This window comes from Sulfitobacter sp. NFXS29, assembly GCF_040148765.1.
GTDB lineage: Bacteria > Pseudomonadota > Alphaproteobacteria > Rhodobacterales > Rhodobacteraceae > Sulfitobacter.
Window position 1 is genome coordinate 133,352 of record NZ_JAGDED010000007.1, and the last position, 14,806, is coordinate 148,157.

General features: G+C 57.7%; 17 protein-coding genes. 9 read left to right on the top strand and 8 right to left on the bottom strand.

Translation table 11 applies throughout. From position 1 onward, the window contains the following. Window positions 1-28 precede the first annotated feature (28 nt). Entirely contained in the window at window positions 29-688 is a 660-nt protein-coding gene (locus tag J3456_RS12625) for a Tim44/TimA family putative adaptor protein (protein WP_120349806.1), read from the bottom strand. A gap of 104 nt (window positions 689-792) precedes the next feature. Here J3456_RS12625 and J3456_RS12630 point away from each other — a divergent pair, with 104 nt between their 5' ends. Both J3456_RS12630 and secB read left to right on the top strand, forming a co-directional pair. Beyond that, the gene (locus J3456_RS12630) at window positions 793-1,296 is read left to right on the top strand and encodes an FxsA family protein (protein WP_349580547.1); all 504 of its coding nucleotides are present in this window, start codon (window positions 793-795) and stop codon (window positions 1,294-1,296) included. A 65-nt stretch (window positions 1,297-1,361) separates the two neighbouring features. After that, window positions 1,362-1,844, top strand: coding sequence for a protein-export chaperone SecB (gene secB, locus J3456_RS12635; protein WP_067623694.1), 483 nt, complete (start codon window positions 1,362-1,364; stop codon window positions 1,842-1,844). A gap of 3 nt (window positions 1,845-1,847) precedes the next feature. Here secB and dnaQ read toward each other — a convergent pair whose 3' ends face one another. The 4 genes from dnaQ to J3456_RS12655 are packed head-to-tail and all read right to left on the bottom strand — an operon-like array spanning window position 1,848 to window position 4,549. Beyond that, on the bottom strand, window positions 1,848-2,537 hold the full coding sequence (gene dnaQ, locus J3456_RS12640; protein ID WP_067623692.1) for a DNA polymerase III subunit epsilon: 690 nt from the start codon (window positions 2,535-2,537) through the stop codon (window positions 1,848-1,850). Further along, window positions 2,530-3,120 (bottom strand): dephospho-CoA kinase, encoded by a 591-nt coding sequence (gene coaE, locus J3456_RS12645; protein ID WP_349580548.1) that lies wholly within the window; start codon window positions 3,118-3,120, stop codon window positions 2,530-2,532. The genes dnaQ and coaE overlap by 8 nt, the downstream gene beginning before the upstream one ends. Next, a complete protein-coding gene (locus J3456_RS12650; protein WP_349580549.1) occupies window positions 3,120-3,953 on the bottom strand; it encodes a shikimate dehydrogenase in 834 nt (277 codons plus the stop codon). The genes coaE and J3456_RS12650 overlap by 1 nt, the downstream gene beginning before the upstream one ends. After that, a complete protein-coding gene (locus J3456_RS12655) occupies window positions 3,950-4,549 on the bottom strand; it encodes a Maf family protein (protein ID WP_349580550.1) in 600 nt (199 codons plus the stop codon). The genes J3456_RS12650 and J3456_RS12655 overlap by 4 nt, the downstream gene beginning before the upstream one ends. 406 nt (window positions 4,550-4,955) lie before the next feature. Here J3456_RS12655 and J3456_RS12660 point away from each other — a divergent pair, with 406 nt between their 5' ends. From J3456_RS12660 to J3456_RS12690, 7 genes are all read left to right on the top strand, one after another. Next, complete coding sequence (locus J3456_RS12660; RefSeq protein ID WP_349580551.1) at window positions 4,956-5,405, top strand: CopD family protein; 450 nt, start codon at window positions 4,956-4,958, stop codon at window positions 5,403-5,405. 124 nt (window positions 5,406-5,529) lie between these two features. Beyond that, on the top strand, window positions 5,530-6,801 hold the full coding sequence (gene rho / locus J3456_RS12665) for a transcription termination factor Rho (RefSeq protein ID WP_093927598.1): 1,272 nt from the start codon (window positions 5,530-5,532) through the stop codon (window positions 6,799-6,801). Between the two features lie 32 nt (window positions 6,802-6,833). Continuing rightward, window positions 6,834-8,120: a tRNA uridine-5-carboxymethylaminomethyl(34) synthesis GTPase MnmE gene (mnmE, locus tag J3456_RS12670; RefSeq protein ID WP_349580552.1), complete on the top strand. Its 1,287-nt coding sequence runs from the start codon at window positions 6,834-6,836 to the stop codon at window positions 8,118-8,120. A 13-nt stretch (window positions 8,121-8,133) separates the two neighbouring features. Then, the gene (gene mnmG, locus J3456_RS12675; protein WP_349580553.1) at window positions 8,134-9,996 is read left to right on the top strand and encodes a tRNA uridine-5-carboxymethylaminomethyl(34) synthesis enzyme MnmG; all 1,863 of its coding nucleotides are present in this window, start codon (window positions 8,134-8,136) and stop codon (window positions 9,994-9,996) included. Then, on the top strand, window positions 9,993-10,598 hold the full coding sequence (gene rsmG, locus J3456_RS12680) for a 16S rRNA (guanine(527)-N(7))-methyltransferase RsmG (protein ID WP_349580554.1): 606 nt from the start codon (window positions 9,993-9,995) through the stop codon (window positions 10,596-10,598). Before mnmG ends, rsmG begins: the two co-directional genes overlap by 4 nt. Next, window positions 10,591-11,388 (top strand): ParA family protein, encoded by a 798-nt coding sequence (locus tag J3456_RS12685; RefSeq protein WP_120349797.1) that lies wholly within the window; start codon window positions 10,591-10,593, stop codon window positions 11,386-11,388. The genes rsmG and J3456_RS12685 overlap by 8 nt, the downstream gene beginning before the upstream one ends. A gap of 12 nt (window positions 11,389-11,400) precedes the next feature. Continuing rightward, on the top strand, window positions 11,401-12,300 hold the full coding sequence (locus J3456_RS12690) for a ParB/RepB/Spo0J family partition protein (RefSeq protein ID WP_067630797.1): 900 nt from the start codon (window positions 11,401-11,403) through the stop codon (window positions 12,298-12,300). On the opposite strand, the gene hemW is transcribed toward J3456_RS12690, so the two are convergent. The 3 genes from hemW to rph are packed head-to-tail and all read right to left on the bottom strand — an operon-like array spanning window position 12,297 to window position 14,765. After that, the gene (gene hemW, locus J3456_RS12695; RefSeq protein WP_349580555.1) at window positions 12,297-13,451 is read right to left on the bottom strand and encodes a radical SAM family heme chaperone HemW; all 1,155 of its coding nucleotides are present in this window, start codon (window positions 13,449-13,451) and stop codon (window positions 12,297-12,299) included. The genes J3456_RS12690 and hemW overlap by 4 nt on opposite strands. Beyond that, a complete protein-coding gene (rdgB, locus tag J3456_RS12700; protein ID WP_349580556.1) occupies window positions 13,444-14,055 on the bottom strand; it encodes an RdgB/HAM1 family non-canonical purine NTP pyrophosphatase in 612 nt (203 codons plus the stop codon). Before rdgB ends, hemW begins: the two co-directional genes overlap by 8 nt. Beyond that, entirely contained in the window at window positions 14,052-14,765 is a 714-nt protein-coding gene (rph, locus tag J3456_RS12705; RefSeq protein ID WP_067630810.1) for a ribonuclease PH, read from the bottom strand. The genes rdgB and rph overlap by 4 nt, the downstream gene beginning before the upstream one ends. Window positions 14,766-14,806: the final 41 nt, after the last annotated feature.

Sequence of the window (14,806 nt, forward strand, 5' to 3'; positions counted from 1 at the left end):
AACAGCGCAAGTGCGCCGAGCGCACGCGCTACCCGTCTGTGGAAACCAACAGCCAATTCGGATCATCCGAGCCCATGACACGGGCGAAGACCCATGTATCTTTTTGGCGTTTGATTTCGTTGCTGCTACCCTCAACAACCTCGCCTTCGCGGTTGCGAACCTCAGAGGTCAGCTCTCCCACGAAGCGAATGGTGAGTTCGGCTTCTTTCGTGGTCTCGTCCATCGTGGCGTCGACCAATTCCATTTCACGCACGCCGATAAAGTTGGCGTCGATCGTCAGACCTTGATCCTCACGCGCCGCGACACCGTCAACAAAGCTTTCATAGACATCGTCGGCCAGAAACGGCTGAATTTCCGCCAGATCGCCACGCTCGTAGCCCATGACGATCATCTCATAGGCACCGCGTGCGCCTTGCAGAAAATCGCTGACGCCGAACGAGGGCTCAACCCGTTTCATCTCGGCCAGTGCCTTGCCCGAGGGGCTGTCTTCGGGAACGTGGTCGGTGATATCGAGATCGGGGCCGCCTTCGATCACCTCAAACGCAGGGCCACTGCGGGCGCTTGGCGTTTGATCGGTTACCGGGGGCTTTTCAAAACCCTCGCGGGTGCCAAGCACGTTTTTCAGCCGCAGGATCAGGAATACGGCGATACCGGCAAGCACCAGAAGCTGTATCAGGGGAGAATTCATCGAAACCTCATTCAGGGGTGGCATGGAAACATGCGAGTTAAGCTCTTATGTAGGTGTTCGACCGGGGCAAGTCCACTCTGCCCCCAGCGAAAGGACCCCGCCACATGTGGCTATTGATCGCATTTATCGCCGTGCCTCTGATTGAGATCACGCTTTTCATCCAAGTCGGTGGCGCCATCGGCCTTGGCTGGACGCTGGCCGTGGTGGTGCTGACCGCCATTTTGGGCACATGGTTGGTGCGCTCTCAAGGGGCGCTGGCACTGGGTCAATTGCGCAGTTCCTTCAATGACCTGCGCGACCCGACAGAGCCTTTGGTGCATGGCGCGATGATCCTGTTTTCCGGCGCGTTGCTGCTGACACCGGGTTTTTTCACCGATGCTGTCGGTTTTGCTTTCCTGATCCCGCGCTTCCGGCAAGCGGCCTATAGCGCGATCCGCGATCGGGTGAAGGTCCAGAGCTTTGGCACGCCGGGCGGCATGGGCCCGCGCCCCGGCCCGCAGGGCAGACGCGACCCGCGCGGTCCCGGTGACGTGATCGATGGCGATTTTCATGAGATCCCCGAACAGCCGCGCCAGACCAAGGGCCCCTCGGGCTGGACTAAGGATTGAGCGGCCCGTGCCGACCTGCTAAGTCCGGGAAGATTTAAGAAATTCACCACAACAGGACACAGAAAATGGCAGAAAACGAAACAGCGCAACCGAAACAGCCGCAGATGCGCGTGCTGGGCCAGTTCATCCGCGACATGTCGTTTGAGAACATCATGGCTCAAAAGGGCGCTCCTGCGGATGTGCAGCCCGATGTGCAGGTTCAGGTCAACCTCGATGCGAAAAAGCGCGGTGGGGAAAACCAGTATGAGACCGCGATCAAGCTGAACATCACCTCAAAGGCGAAAGACGGCGACGCGACGCTCTTCGTTCTGGAAATCGACTATGTCGGTATTTTCCAGGTCGAAAGCGTGCCCGAAGAGCAGATGCACCCCTATCTGCTGATCGAATGCCCGCGGATGATCTTCCCCTTCCTGCGCCGCATCGTCAGCGATGTGACCCGCGACGGTGGCTTCCCGCCGCTGAACCTTGAGAACATCGACTTCCTGTCGCTCTACCGCAACGAAGTTGCCCGCCGCCAGGCCGAGACCCCGCCAAAAGCCGACGCCTAAGCGTTAGCCTAGCTGTTTCCACAGCGCGTCGTCGCCCAGCTTGCCGACAAATTCGGCATGGGCGGCGGCTTCGGCCTCTGTCAGACGCGAGGGCAGGGGATTGGGCCGCGGTTTCGGGGTCCAGCGTGTGTCAGGCTCACCGGATTTCCGTTCGGGCGCCGATGACAGCGCAAAGTCGGGCTGCCGCCCCCCGATCAATTCCAGATAGACTTCGGCCAGAATTTCACTGTCGAGCAGGGCGCCATGCAGCGTTCGCGAGGTATTGTCGATCCCAAAGCGACGGCACAGTGCATCAAGCGACGCGGGCGAGCCGGGGAAGCGTTTGCGCGCAATTTCCAATGTATCGAGCGCTTGTTCCCATGGGATTTGCGGCAGGCCCATCCAGCGCAGCTCAGCGTTCAGGAATTTGATGTCGAAAGCCGCGTTGTGAATGATCAGCTTGGACGTGCCAATAAAGTCGAGGAATGACTTGCCGATCTGCGCAAACTTGGGCTTGTCGCGCAGGAAATCATCGCCCAGACCATGCACCTGAAACGCCTCTTCGGGCATGGAGCGTTCGGGGTTGATATATTGGTGATAGGTCTCGCCGGTGGCCATGTGGTTCATCAGCTCGACCGCGCCGATTTCGACGATGCGATCGCCGCTTTCGGGGTCAAAGCCGGTGGTTTCGGTATCGAGCACGATTTCACGCATGACGCAGCTTTTCCCTAATGTCGCGGATCACATCCCGCACCTGCGCGCGGGCATGGTCGGGCGTGTCGGTTACTATCACATAGTCAGAACGGGCGCACTTCTCTTTGGCGGGCATCTGCTTGGCGCGGATGGCATCGAATTGCGCTTCGGTCATGGTGCCACGGGCGAGGACGCGGTCGCGTTGGACGGCGTCGGGGATGGTGACGCAGACCACAGCGTCCATCGCAGCGTCGCCGCCGGTTTCAAACAGCAACGGAATGTCGAGCACGGCAATGTCGCTATGGGCTTCTGCCAGAAATGTCGCCCGGTCTTGGGCCACCAGCGGATGCACGATGGACTCGATCCGGGGCAGGGTGGCGGGATCAGCGGCGATGATCTCTTTCAATGCGGCGCGAGAAACCGCGCCAGCCTCTATCGCCGTCGGAAACGCTGCCTGCATGGGCGCGACCGCTGCGCCCCCCTTTGCATAAAGCCGGTGCACCGCTGCATCGGCATCCCACACGGCGCAGCCTTCTTCGGCAAAAATCTTTGCCGTGGTCGATTTGCCCATGCCGATCGACCCGGTCAGCCCGAGGTGAAACATCAGCGCAGCACCGCCGTGCGCGTGGCGCGGTCAACCTCTGGCCGCTGGCCGAACCAACGCTCAAACGCGGGCACCGCCTGATGCAATAACATGCCAAGGCCGTCGACCGTGACGCAGCCCATTTCCTCGGCCGTTTCCAGCAGATGTGTGCGCAGCGGGGCATAGACGAGGTCCGTCACCACGGTGCCGGGACGCAGCCCATCAAGCGGCACACGCAAAGCACCCTTGCCGATCATGCCGAGCGATGTGGTGTTCACCACCAAGGCGGCATGATCAATCATATTGCCTGCCTGCATCCAATCGACGACTTTGACCCTGCTGCCAAAATCGCGCTGCAACTGCTCTGCCCGCACGCGGGTGCGGTTCGACAGGCAGATCTCAGGCACGCCCGCGTCCAAAAGCGACGAGACCACAGCCCGCGCCGCGCCGCCTGCACCCAAGATCGCCGCTGGTCCGGATTTTGGATCCCATTCGGGCGCTCCGGCCTTCAGGTTTTCGATGAATCCATAGCCATCCGTATTATCCGCATGAATTTTGCCATCGGGACGAAAGATCAACGTATTGGCGGCACCAATCAATGTGGCGCGGTCGGTGATGAGATCCGCGATCTTCATCACTGCCTCCTTATGGGGGATCGTTAGGTTTACCCCGACGAATCCCATCTTGGGCAGTGTCCGCAAAACCTGCTCCAGATCATCGGGCGGCACATCAAGCGGTACATAATGACCCGCGATGCCGTAGGTCTCTAGCCAATGGCGGTGCAGTTGCGGGGATTTGGAATGCGCGATGGGCGATCCGATCACACCGGCAAGGGGGATTTTGGGCAGGCTCATGTGGTGAGGTCTCCGCGCAGTGTCAGGTAATTCAGCAGTTCAAGAAATGGCATACCGAGGACGTGAAAGTAATCCCCCTCAATCTGGCTGAACAGCCGCACACCTTCTTCTTCCAGCTTATAGCAGCCCACCGCGTGGCGGATGCTGTCCCAGTTCCGCTCAACGTAGTCCTTGATATAGGTGTCACTTGCATCACGCATCCGCAGGCGCACTTGGCCGACATGCCGCCACAGCGGTTCACCATCTTCATAGAGCACGGCGGCAGAGAGCAGCGAATGCCGATCCCCGCGCAACTGGTAAAGCTGCGCGATGGCCTCATCCCGATCACGCGGCTTGTGCAACATCTCTCCGCGATGCTCCAAGACCTGATCGCAGCCCAATACCAGCGCGCCGGGGTGTTTTTCGCTCACCTTGCGGGCCTTCATCTCGGCTAATGTATCGGCGATGTCGCGCGGTTTCGCCGCCTCTGCGCGCAGGGCAGCGGTGATCATCTCTTCGTCGATCCGCGCCGGGATCACCTCATGCGGGATCGCGGCCTGCGCCAAGAGTTTCGCGCGGATCTCCGAGCCGGAGGCGAGGACGATTTTCTGCGGCATGTGGATAACCCTGTGATGATCTGGCGCAAATCTTGAGGATTTGTTCTGCGAGATAAAAGTTGACAGCACAAGCCCGCAGTTCTCGCCCCGAGTCGCGGTTTTTGTCGCCGATTCCCACCCCGATGGATAGGGATAAACCGCTTGTGCGTATAACCACGGCACTTCACCGGTTATCCCCGCTTTGATACATTTTGTCCCCCGGAAAATACGCTGGCAAGATCCTGAGAAAGTTGAACATTCGCGAATCGAAGCGGTTTTTTCCACAGGGTGCCGTGAAGTTTGCTCACCTGTTGATAAGCGGCGGTATAAATCATTAATCCACAGGAATCCGGCTCCCTACAATCAACTACATCTTTTCTCTTTTCTTATTTATTAAGAAAGAAGCACGCACACCGGAGCCGTCCTCATGCTTGATCTTCTCAGCCTCGCTTATCCGTGGATCAAAGCGCTACATATCGTGTCCGTCATCAGTTGGATGGCCGCGCTGTTCTACCTGCCGCGGCTCTTCGTGCATCATGTCGAACAGGCAGGCTCGGCAGGTCGGATGCATGAGACCTTCTCGATGATGGAATTTAAGCTCGCTCAGTTCATCATGCGTCCCGCGATGATGGCGACATGGGGTTTCGGCCTCGCCCTCGTTCTGACGCCGGGAATCGTGGATTGGACGATGATCTGGCCTTGGACCAAGGGTGCTAGCGTCGTCGCCATGACGATTTTCCACGTTTGGCTAAAAAAACAGGTCAAATCCGTCGAAAGCGGCGACAGCACGGTGACAGGCCGTCAGTTCCGCCTTTTGAACGAGGTGCCAACGCTGCTGATGATCGTGATTGTCTTCTCGGTCGTTGTGAAATTCTGAGGCAATTGACTCAAGCAGCGCCGTTGCCTATATCTGCGCCACTGTCCCGTCCGGGGCGGTTTCTGCTTGCCACATTCAAATGATCGACCAGCCCGCATTCTGCTGCGGCTGAACAGGATGCTCCATGACAACCGAAACGCTGAACCTCGCTGATCTCAAGGCGCAGACGCCGAAAAACCTGCTCGCCATGGCCGAAGAGCTGGAGATCGAAAACGCCTCGACCATGCGTAAAGGCGAGATGATGTTCCAGATCCTCCGCGAACGCGCGGATGAGGGCTGGGAAATCTCCGGGGACGGCGTGCTGGAAGTGTTGCAAGACGGATTCGGTTTCCTGCGCTCACCTGAAGCGAACTACCTGCCGGGCCCCGATGACATCTATGTCTCGCCTGACATGATCCGCAAATGGTCGCTGCGCACCGGGGATACCATTGAGGGGCTGATTAAGGCGCCTGACGACACAGAGCGCTATTTTGCGCTGACCGAAGTGACCAAGATCAATTTTGAGGCTCCCGAGAAGGCCCGCCACAAGGTTGCTTTTGAGAACCTGACGCCGCTTTACCCTGACGAGCGTCTGACGATGGAGGTTGATGACCCCACGATCAAAGACCGCTCCGCGCGGATCATCGATCTGGTTTCGCCCATCGGCAAGGGCCAGCGTTCGCTGATCGTCGCCCCGCCGCGCACCGGTAAGACCGTGCTGCTGCAGAACATCGCTAACAGCATCGAAAAGAACCACCCAGAGTGCTATCTGATCGTCTTGCTGATCGACGAACGGCCCGAGGAAGTCACCGACATGCAGCGCTCGGTGAAGGGGGAGGTCGTTTCCTCCACTTTCGATGAACCTGCGACGCGCCACGTGGCTGTGTCCGAGATGGTGATCGAGAAAGCCAAGCGTCTTGTCGAACACAAGCGCGACGTGGTGATCTTGCTCGATTCGATCACCCGTCTAGGCCGTGCGTTTAACACCGTGGTGCCATCTTCGGGTAAGGTTCTGACCGGTGGTGTCGACGCCAACGCCCTGCAACGGCCCAAGCGTTTCTTCGGCGCTGCGCGGAACATCGAAGAGGGCGGATCGCTCACCATCATCGCTACCGCGCTGATCGACACCGGCAGCCGCATGGACGAGGTGATCTTTGAAGAGTTCAAAGGCACCGGCAACTCCGAGATCGTGCTCGACCGCAAGATCGCCGACAAGCGCGTCTTCCCGGCGATCGACATCCTCAAGTCCGGCACCCGGAAAGAGGATCTGCTGGTCGATAAAGTGGACCTACAAAAGACCTTTGTCCTGCGCCGCATTCTCAACCCGATGGGCACCACCGACGCCATCGAGTTCCTGCTCGGCAAACTTAAGCAAACCAAGTCGAATTCTGACTTCTTCGACTCCATGAACACCTGAGTTATTTATTAATAACAATAGGTTAGTGAAATATGGACACGATATTCGCCCAAGCGTCAGCGCCGGGCCGTGCCGGGGTTGCGGTGATCCGCATTTCCGGCCCGCGGGCCTTTGCGATCGCAGAGAAGATCACCGGCCAACGCCCTGAGGGGCGCGAAAGCGTGCTGCGCAATCTTCGGGGCGCTGAGGGGGAGGTCATCGACCAAGCCTTGGTCCTAAGCTTTCCTGGGCCGAATTCCTTCACCGGCGAAGATGTTGTCGAGCTGCAAGTGCACGGTTCGATCGCTGTCGTCCGCGCTGTGCTTTCACTGCTCTCGACATTCCCGGAAACACGAATGGCTGAGGCAGGTGAATTCACCCGTCGCGCTCTAGAAAATGAAAAGCTGGACCTCGCACAGGTCGAAGGTCTGGCAGATCTCATCGAAGCAGAAACCGAGGCACAAAGAAAGCAAGCTCTCCGTGTTCTCTCCGGGCACCTTGGCGCGCGGGTCGAAGAGTGGCGGAAAGACCTGATTCGAGCCGCCGCCCTGCTAGAAGCGACGATCGACTTCGCAGACGAAGAGGTGCCCGTTGATGTCACCCCAGAGGTCGACGCGCTGCTAACCAAAGTCGGGAAAGAGTTGCAGGCCGAAGCGCGGGGCACCTATGTCGCAGAGCGCATCCGCAATGGCTTTGAAGTTGCCATCATCGGCGCACCTAACGCCGGTAAATCGACCCTGCTAAATGCACTCGCAGGCCGTGACGCAGCGATTACATCTGAAATCGCCGGCACGACTCGCGACGTTATCGAGGTAAGGATGGACCTCGGCGGTCTGCCAGTGACGCTGTTGGATACGGCGGGTCTGCGCGATAGCGATGATAAGATTGAGGCCATCGGAATCGAGCGGGCTATCGAACGCGCGAAAGCCGCCGACTTGCGGGTCTTCCTTGCCGCCCCGGATGAGACTTTGATGATCGCTCCGGAGCCTGATGATATTGTGGTCCGACCAAAGGCGGATCTCACAGGTATCGGGGAAAGCGGGATATCTGGAAAAACCGGGCAGGGCATCTCCGAGCTTATTGCCCGGGTTCAAACGACCCTTTCGACGAAGAGCGCCAGCATCGGACTTGCGACTCATGAGCGACATCGCGTCGCTCTGGAGCAAGCCGTCTCGTGTTTGGCTGAGGTAGATGTTATCCTGCAGCGAGGACCCGACTTCTATGATCTTGCCGCGGCGGAATTGCGATTCGCTATACGCGCGCTTGAAGCTTTAGTAGGTCGCATAGACGTCGAGAATCTGCTGGATGAGATCTTCACCAGCTTTTGCGTAGGTAAATGATGGAGTGTTTCACGTGAAACATTTTGATGTGATCGTGATCGGCGGCGGCCATGCGGGCTCGGAAGCGGCCCACGCTTCGGCGCGCCTTGGAGCTCATACCGCTCTTGTGACTATGGACCGGAACGGCATCGGTGTGATGTCTTGCAATCCAGCGATCGGTGGGCTGGGCAAAGGTCACCTCGTCCGCGAGATTGATGCGATGGATGGCGTGATGGGCCGGGTTGCAGATAAAGCTGGTATTCAGTTCCGCCTCCTGAACCGTCGCAAAGGCCCCGCGGTTCAAGGCCCGCGAGCACAGGCGGATCGAAAAATCTACCGTAGCGAGATGCTCAAGGAGATCGAAGGACAAGAGAACCTCGACATCGTTGAAGGCGAAGTTGTGGATTTCGCTATGGATGGCGACAAGGTTGCCGGGGTGGTACTGGCCGATGGCGCTACTATCCGAGCGACCTCTGTTATCCTAACGACTGGAACCTTCCTGCGGGGCGTCATTCACATCGGCAACGTATCGCACCAGGGTGGACGAATGGGCGACAAAGCCTCCGTTCGGCTCGCTGAACGGATCGATTCCTTTGGCCTTCCTATGGGACGGTTGAAGACAGGAACGCCGCCGCGCCTAGATGGTCGCACCATTAACTGGGATATCTTGGAAAAACAGCCGGGTGACGAAGAGCCTGTCGTATTTTCATTTCTCTCAACGAAAGTTTCTGCGCAGCAGGTCGCCTGCGGGATAACGCACACCAACGAGAAAACCCATCAGATCATTCGAGAAAACCTTGATAGGTCTGCGATGTACGGAGGGCATATCGATGGTGTAGGCCCGCGGTACTGCCCATCCATTGAAGACAAGGTGGTTCGGTTTGCGGACAAAGACTCGCATCAGGTTTTTTTGGAGCCTGAAGGCGTAGACGACCACACTATTTACCCGAACGGAATTTCAACGTCCCTACCCGAAGACGTGCAAGAGACCTATGTTCGGAGTATGGTTGGGCTCGAGAATGCGGTAATTCTACAGCCCGGATATGCGATCGAGTATGATTACATCGATCCCCGTGCTCTGTCTTCGACCCTCGCAGTGCGGACCGTGCCGGGCCTCTATTTGGCCGGTCAAATCAATGGCACCACAGGATATGAGGAAGCCGCTGCGCAGGGCCTCGTCGCCGGACTGAATGCCGCGCTAACGTCACAGGGTAAGGACGCGGTCACTTTTGGGCGGGCTGAGAGCTATATCGGCGTTATGATTGATGACCTGACGACCCGAGGCGTGACTGAGCCATATCGCATGTTTACATCTCGGGCAGAGTTCCGGTTGTCTTTACGTGCCGACAACGCTGACCAGCGCTTGACGCCCTTGGCAATTGAACTTGGCTGCGTATCGGAAAGTCGGATTAAGATCTTTCGGCATAAGCTGTCGTCTCTGGAAGCCGTCAAAGAGCAACTACGCTCAAAATATTTCACCCCGAAAGAACTCTTGGCGGCCGGCATTGCCGTCAACCAAGATGGTTCCAAGCGGAATGGCTTTCAGGTACTCGCGTTTCCGGATGTAAAGTTCGAAGATCTTCTGCCGCTCGATAGCGGCCTAAAGGAAGCTTCGCAAGAGGTACGACGCCAGGTCGAGCGCGATGCGCTTTACGCGACGTACATCTCTCGCCAGCAGAAAGAGATCGATCTGCTCAAGAAGGACGAGGGTCTTCGTATCCCAACTGATTTCATGTTTGACGACCTTGCCGGCCTCTCTAATGAACTAAAGTCGAAAATTGCAGCCGCCCGGCCCGAGACTATGGCACAGGCGGCCCGGATCGACGGGATGACGCCAGCGGCCCTAACCTTGATCCTCGCGCGGGTGAAAAGAGGACAGGGGAAGAGGTCTGCATGACGATAGAGAACACGCTGAATGTTTCACGTGAAACATTTGACAAGCTGGAAACCTTCGCTGAGTTGGTGCGAAAATGGAATCCGAAGATCAATTTGGTTTCCAAAAACAGCTTAGATGATCTCTGGCAGCGTCATATCCTCGATTCCGTGCAGGTTTTCGAACTCGCACAGGGCAGCGGCCATTGGGTCGATCTGGGCAGTGGTGGGGGGTTTCCGGGTATTGTGGTTGCGATCCTTAATCAAGAAGTACAGAATTTTCGGATAACCATGGTCGAGAGTGATCAGCGCAAATGCGCGTTTCTGCGTACCGCTATTCGGGAACTTGGTCTGACCGCCTCGGTCCAAACCGAGAGGATAGAGAAGTTGGATGGTCTCGAAGCCGATGTTCTGTCGGCACGGGCCCTTGCCGATTTGACTCAACTCTTGGATTTCGCTGAACTTCACCTGAATTCTGATGGCACTGCGCTTTTTCCCAAGGGGCAGAATTGGGAAAGCGAAGACAGTGATGCTAAGCAAGTATGGTCCTACGCGCTCGAAGCCGTAGAGAGCAAAACCAACCCAGCTGCCGCTATTTTGAAGATTGAGGAAATCGCCCGTGTCTGACCTATCTCGTCCGGCTGGACCGAAAATTGTTGCAATTGCAAACCAAAAGGGCGGCGTTGGTAAGACCACAACCACGATCAACCTCGCTGCAGCACTTGCAGAGGCGGGTAAGCGGATCCTCGTTGTCGATCTTGACCCACAGGGGAACGCCTCTACCGGGCTTGGGATTGAAGTGGAGGATCGGGAGTTCACGACCTATGATCTATTGCTTGACGACAGCTTGCCGCAGGATGTCATCCAGCGCACTGAAACCGATGGATTGCTTATCGTTCCTGCAACGGTAGACCTCAGTTCTGCGGATATCGAGCTTTTCTCAAATGAGAAAAGGAGCTTCCTTCTTCACGATGCGCTGCGGCAGCCAGCGATGGATCAGTTTGAGTTCGACTATATACTGATCGACTGCCCGCCATCTCTTAACCTATTGACAGTAAATGCCATGATCGCGGCGCATTCTGTTCTCGTGCCGCTTCAGAGCGAGTTTTTCGCGCTGGAGGGTCTTTCACAGCTTATGCTTACGATACGCGAAGTGCGGCAGAGCGGGAATAAAGATCTGAGGATCGAAGGCGTGCTTCTTACGATGTATGATAGGCGGAATAATCTGTCGCAGCAGGTTGAGAGTGATGCGCGTTCGAACCTCGGAGATCTGGTGTTCCAGACCGTCATCCCGCGGAATGTTCGGGTAAGCGAAGCGCCAAGTTTTGCGATGCCCGTTTTGAGTTATGATCCTACTTCGAAAGGGGCCCAAGCCTACCGCGATTTGGCGGCAGAGCTAACGAGAAACAATGGTTAATAAGGTGGCAGTATGGCAGATAAACAAGAGCGTAAACGGGGCCTTGGCCGGGGGCTTTCGGCATTGATGGCGGATGTAGCTGAGACAGAGAGCGTGGCCGCCAAGGGGGCCGCGGCGGCGGAGCAGTTCGTTCCGATTGAACGGATCAAGCCAAACCCGGATCAGCCGCGTAAACGGTTTGAGCAAGAGCACCTTGACGATCTCGCCGCATCTATCAAAGAAAAGGGGGTCATTCAGCCCCTGATTGTGCGTGCGCTGGACAATGGTAACTTCGAGATCGTCGCTGGCGAACGGCGGTGGCGGGCTTCGCAGATCGCGAAGATACATAGTCTTCCGGTTATTGTGCGCGAGTTCACCGATGTTGAAGTGCTCGAAGTTGCGATCATCGAAAACATCCAGCGGGCCGATCTGAACTCGGTCGAGGAAGCGGCGGGTTATCGTCAGCTGATGGATAAATTCGGGCACACGCAGGAGAAGATGGCCGAGGCGCTTGGCAAGAGCCGGAGCCATATTGCGAACCTTTTGCGTCTGTTGAACCTGCCGGATCCCGTGCAGGAAATGGTGCGTCAGAATGAATTGAGCGCAGGGCACGCGCGGGCGCTGATCCCTGCGAAGGACCCGATGAAATTGGCCCAACAGGTCATCAAGGGTGGCCTTTCGGTGCGCGCAACCGAAGCCTTAGTCAAGAAAGATCAGGCTGGCGAACGCGGTAATATGGTAAATAAAGAGCGTCTCTCGCAGCGCTCAGAGAAAGATGCCGATACTCAGGCGCTTGAAGGCGATCTGTCAGCTAACCTTGGTATGAAGGTGAGTTTGGACCATAAACCCGGCCAGGAAGCGGGTAAGGTGACGTTGCACTATACCACGCTTGACCAGTTGGACGAGATCTGCCGCTTGCTGGGCGGGTCTTAGGGCAAAAGCGTTTCGATCACGGCGTTCAGAACTATAACGCCTTGATCGGTAACGATAAATCTGTCTGCTTCGCGTTTTGCCATACCGATATCTTGCAGGTGATCGACGGCCTTTTCGTCGATTTCATGCCCGGCGATATCGGTGTAGCGGGCCAGATCGACGCCTTCTTTCAGGCGTAGACCCATAAGGAGAAACTCGGTCGCCTGTTCGCTCCGGCTGATGGCGGTGCGGGGTTTCTCCGCTTCGCCTTTCGCGACACCATTGAGCCAGCGTTGCGGATTGCTATAGGCAACGGTTGCCAGCTTTTGTCCGCCAAGTGTCAGCCGTCCGTGCGCGCCGGGGCCGATACCGATGTAATCGCCGTAGCGCCAATAGATCAGGTTGTGACGCGATTGGGCACCATCGCGCGCGTGATTTGAAACCTCATAAGCGGGCATGCCCATATCGTTGCAGATGTCTTGTGTCAGTGTGAACATATCAGCGCCGAGGTCTTCGTCGGGCAGGCCGCGCAGCTTGCCACGGGCGTAGCGGTCGCCGAAAGCGGTGCCTTGTTCGATGGTCAATTGGTAGAGCGAAATATGGTCTATTGCGAGGGATAGAGCCTGCTTGAGCTCGGCTTCCCATTGGGCCGCGGTCTGATCCTGACGGCCATAGATAAGATCGAAACTGACCCGTTCGAACGTATTGCGGGCGATGTCGAAAGCCGTCAACGCCTCTTTGGCAGAGTGGAGGCGGCCCAAACGCTTGAGATCTGGATCGTTGAGTGCCTGAATTCCCATGGAGACACGTGAAACGCCGGCTTGCCGGTAGGCGGCGAAACGTCCTGCTTCGACAGAACCGGGGTTGGCTTCGAGCGTGATCTCCAGATCATTGGCGGTCGGCCAGTGCCGCCGGATCGCGGCAATGATATCGGCCACAACATCGGGGTCCATCAGGCTGGGTGTGCCGCCCCCGAAAAAGACTGCGTTGAGGACGCGGCCCGGTGTCTCATCCGCGGCTCGCTGAAGCTCTGCCAGATAGGCATCTCGCCATGCGGCATGGTCAATCCGGCGGCTGACATGGCTGTTGAAGTCGCAATAGGGACATTTCGCCTCGCAAAATGGCCAGTGGATATAAAGGCCGAAGCCGCCCTGTTGCCAATCTTCAGCCAAAACAGCCCGCAATCAATTTCGCAAAAGCATCAGCACGGTGGCTGATGCTGTTTTTCTGTTCTGCGTCCATCTCGGCGAATGTGATGTCATGCCCATCGGGTTGGAACATCGGGTCATAGCCATGCCCTTGTGCGCCCCGCATGGGCCAAACCAGCGTGCCATTTACCTTACCCGCAAAGACTTCGTCATGGCCATCGGGCCAAGCCAGCACCAGCGTCGCGCAAAAGCGGGCGCGGCGCGGGTGTGGGGCGTTCTTTTCTTCCAGTAGGTCCCGCGTTTTGGTCATGGCCATGATGAAATCGCGGCCATTCTCGGTCTCTGCCCAGTCGGCGGTATAGACACCGGGGGCGTTGTTCAGCGCTTCGACCTCAATGCCGGAATCGTCGGCCAAGGCGGGCATGCCGGTGGCCTTGGCCGCCGCATGTGCCTTGATCCGGGCATTGCCGACGAATGTGGTCTCGGTCTCTGCGGGCTCGGGCAGGTCCATCTCTGCCGCGCCGACGACCTCTACCCCATGGGGCGCGAAAAGCTGGCCCATTTCTTCCAGCTTGCCCGCGTTATGGGTGGCGATCAGGATCCGGCTTTCGGTGAACTTGCGTGTCATGCGGTGACCGATTTCTGGATCGCGGCCAGCTCGCCGACGCCTTTTTCGGCCAGATCCATCAGCTGGTTCATCTGATCGCGCGTATAGGTAGAGCCTTCGGCGCTCATTTGGACTTCGATTAGCTTGCCGGACCCGGTCATGATGAAGTTACCGTCAACGCCAGCCTCAGAGTCTTCGGGATAGTCGAGGTCAAGCACCGGCTGTCCTGCATAGATGCCACAGCTTACCGCGGCGACCGGATCAACCAGCGGATCAGAGACGACATCGCCCGCTTTCATCAGTTTGTTCACGGCCAACCGCAGGGCAATCCAACCGCCGGTGATTGACGCGCAGCGGGTGCCGCCATCGGCCTGAAGCACGTCACAATCGACGGTAATCTGACGCTCTCCCAGAGCGGAGCGGTCGACACCAGCGCGCAGGGCACGACCGATCAGGCGCTGGATCTCGACCGTGCGGCCCCCTTGCTTGCCCGAGGCGGCCTCACGGCGCATCCGTGTATTGGTGGCGCGGGGCAGCATGCCGTATTCGGCGGTGACCCAACCCAGACCGGAGCCTTTGATAAACGGCGGCACGCGGTCTTCGATCGTGGCGGTGCAGAGCACATGGGTGTCGCCCATCTTGATCAGGGCCGACCCTTCGGCGTGTTTGGTGAAACCTGTCTCGATCGAGACGGCGCGCATTTCATCGAGTTTCCGGCCAGAGGGGCGCATGACATATCCTTTTTGATGTTGCCCGGGGATACCGCCCCACA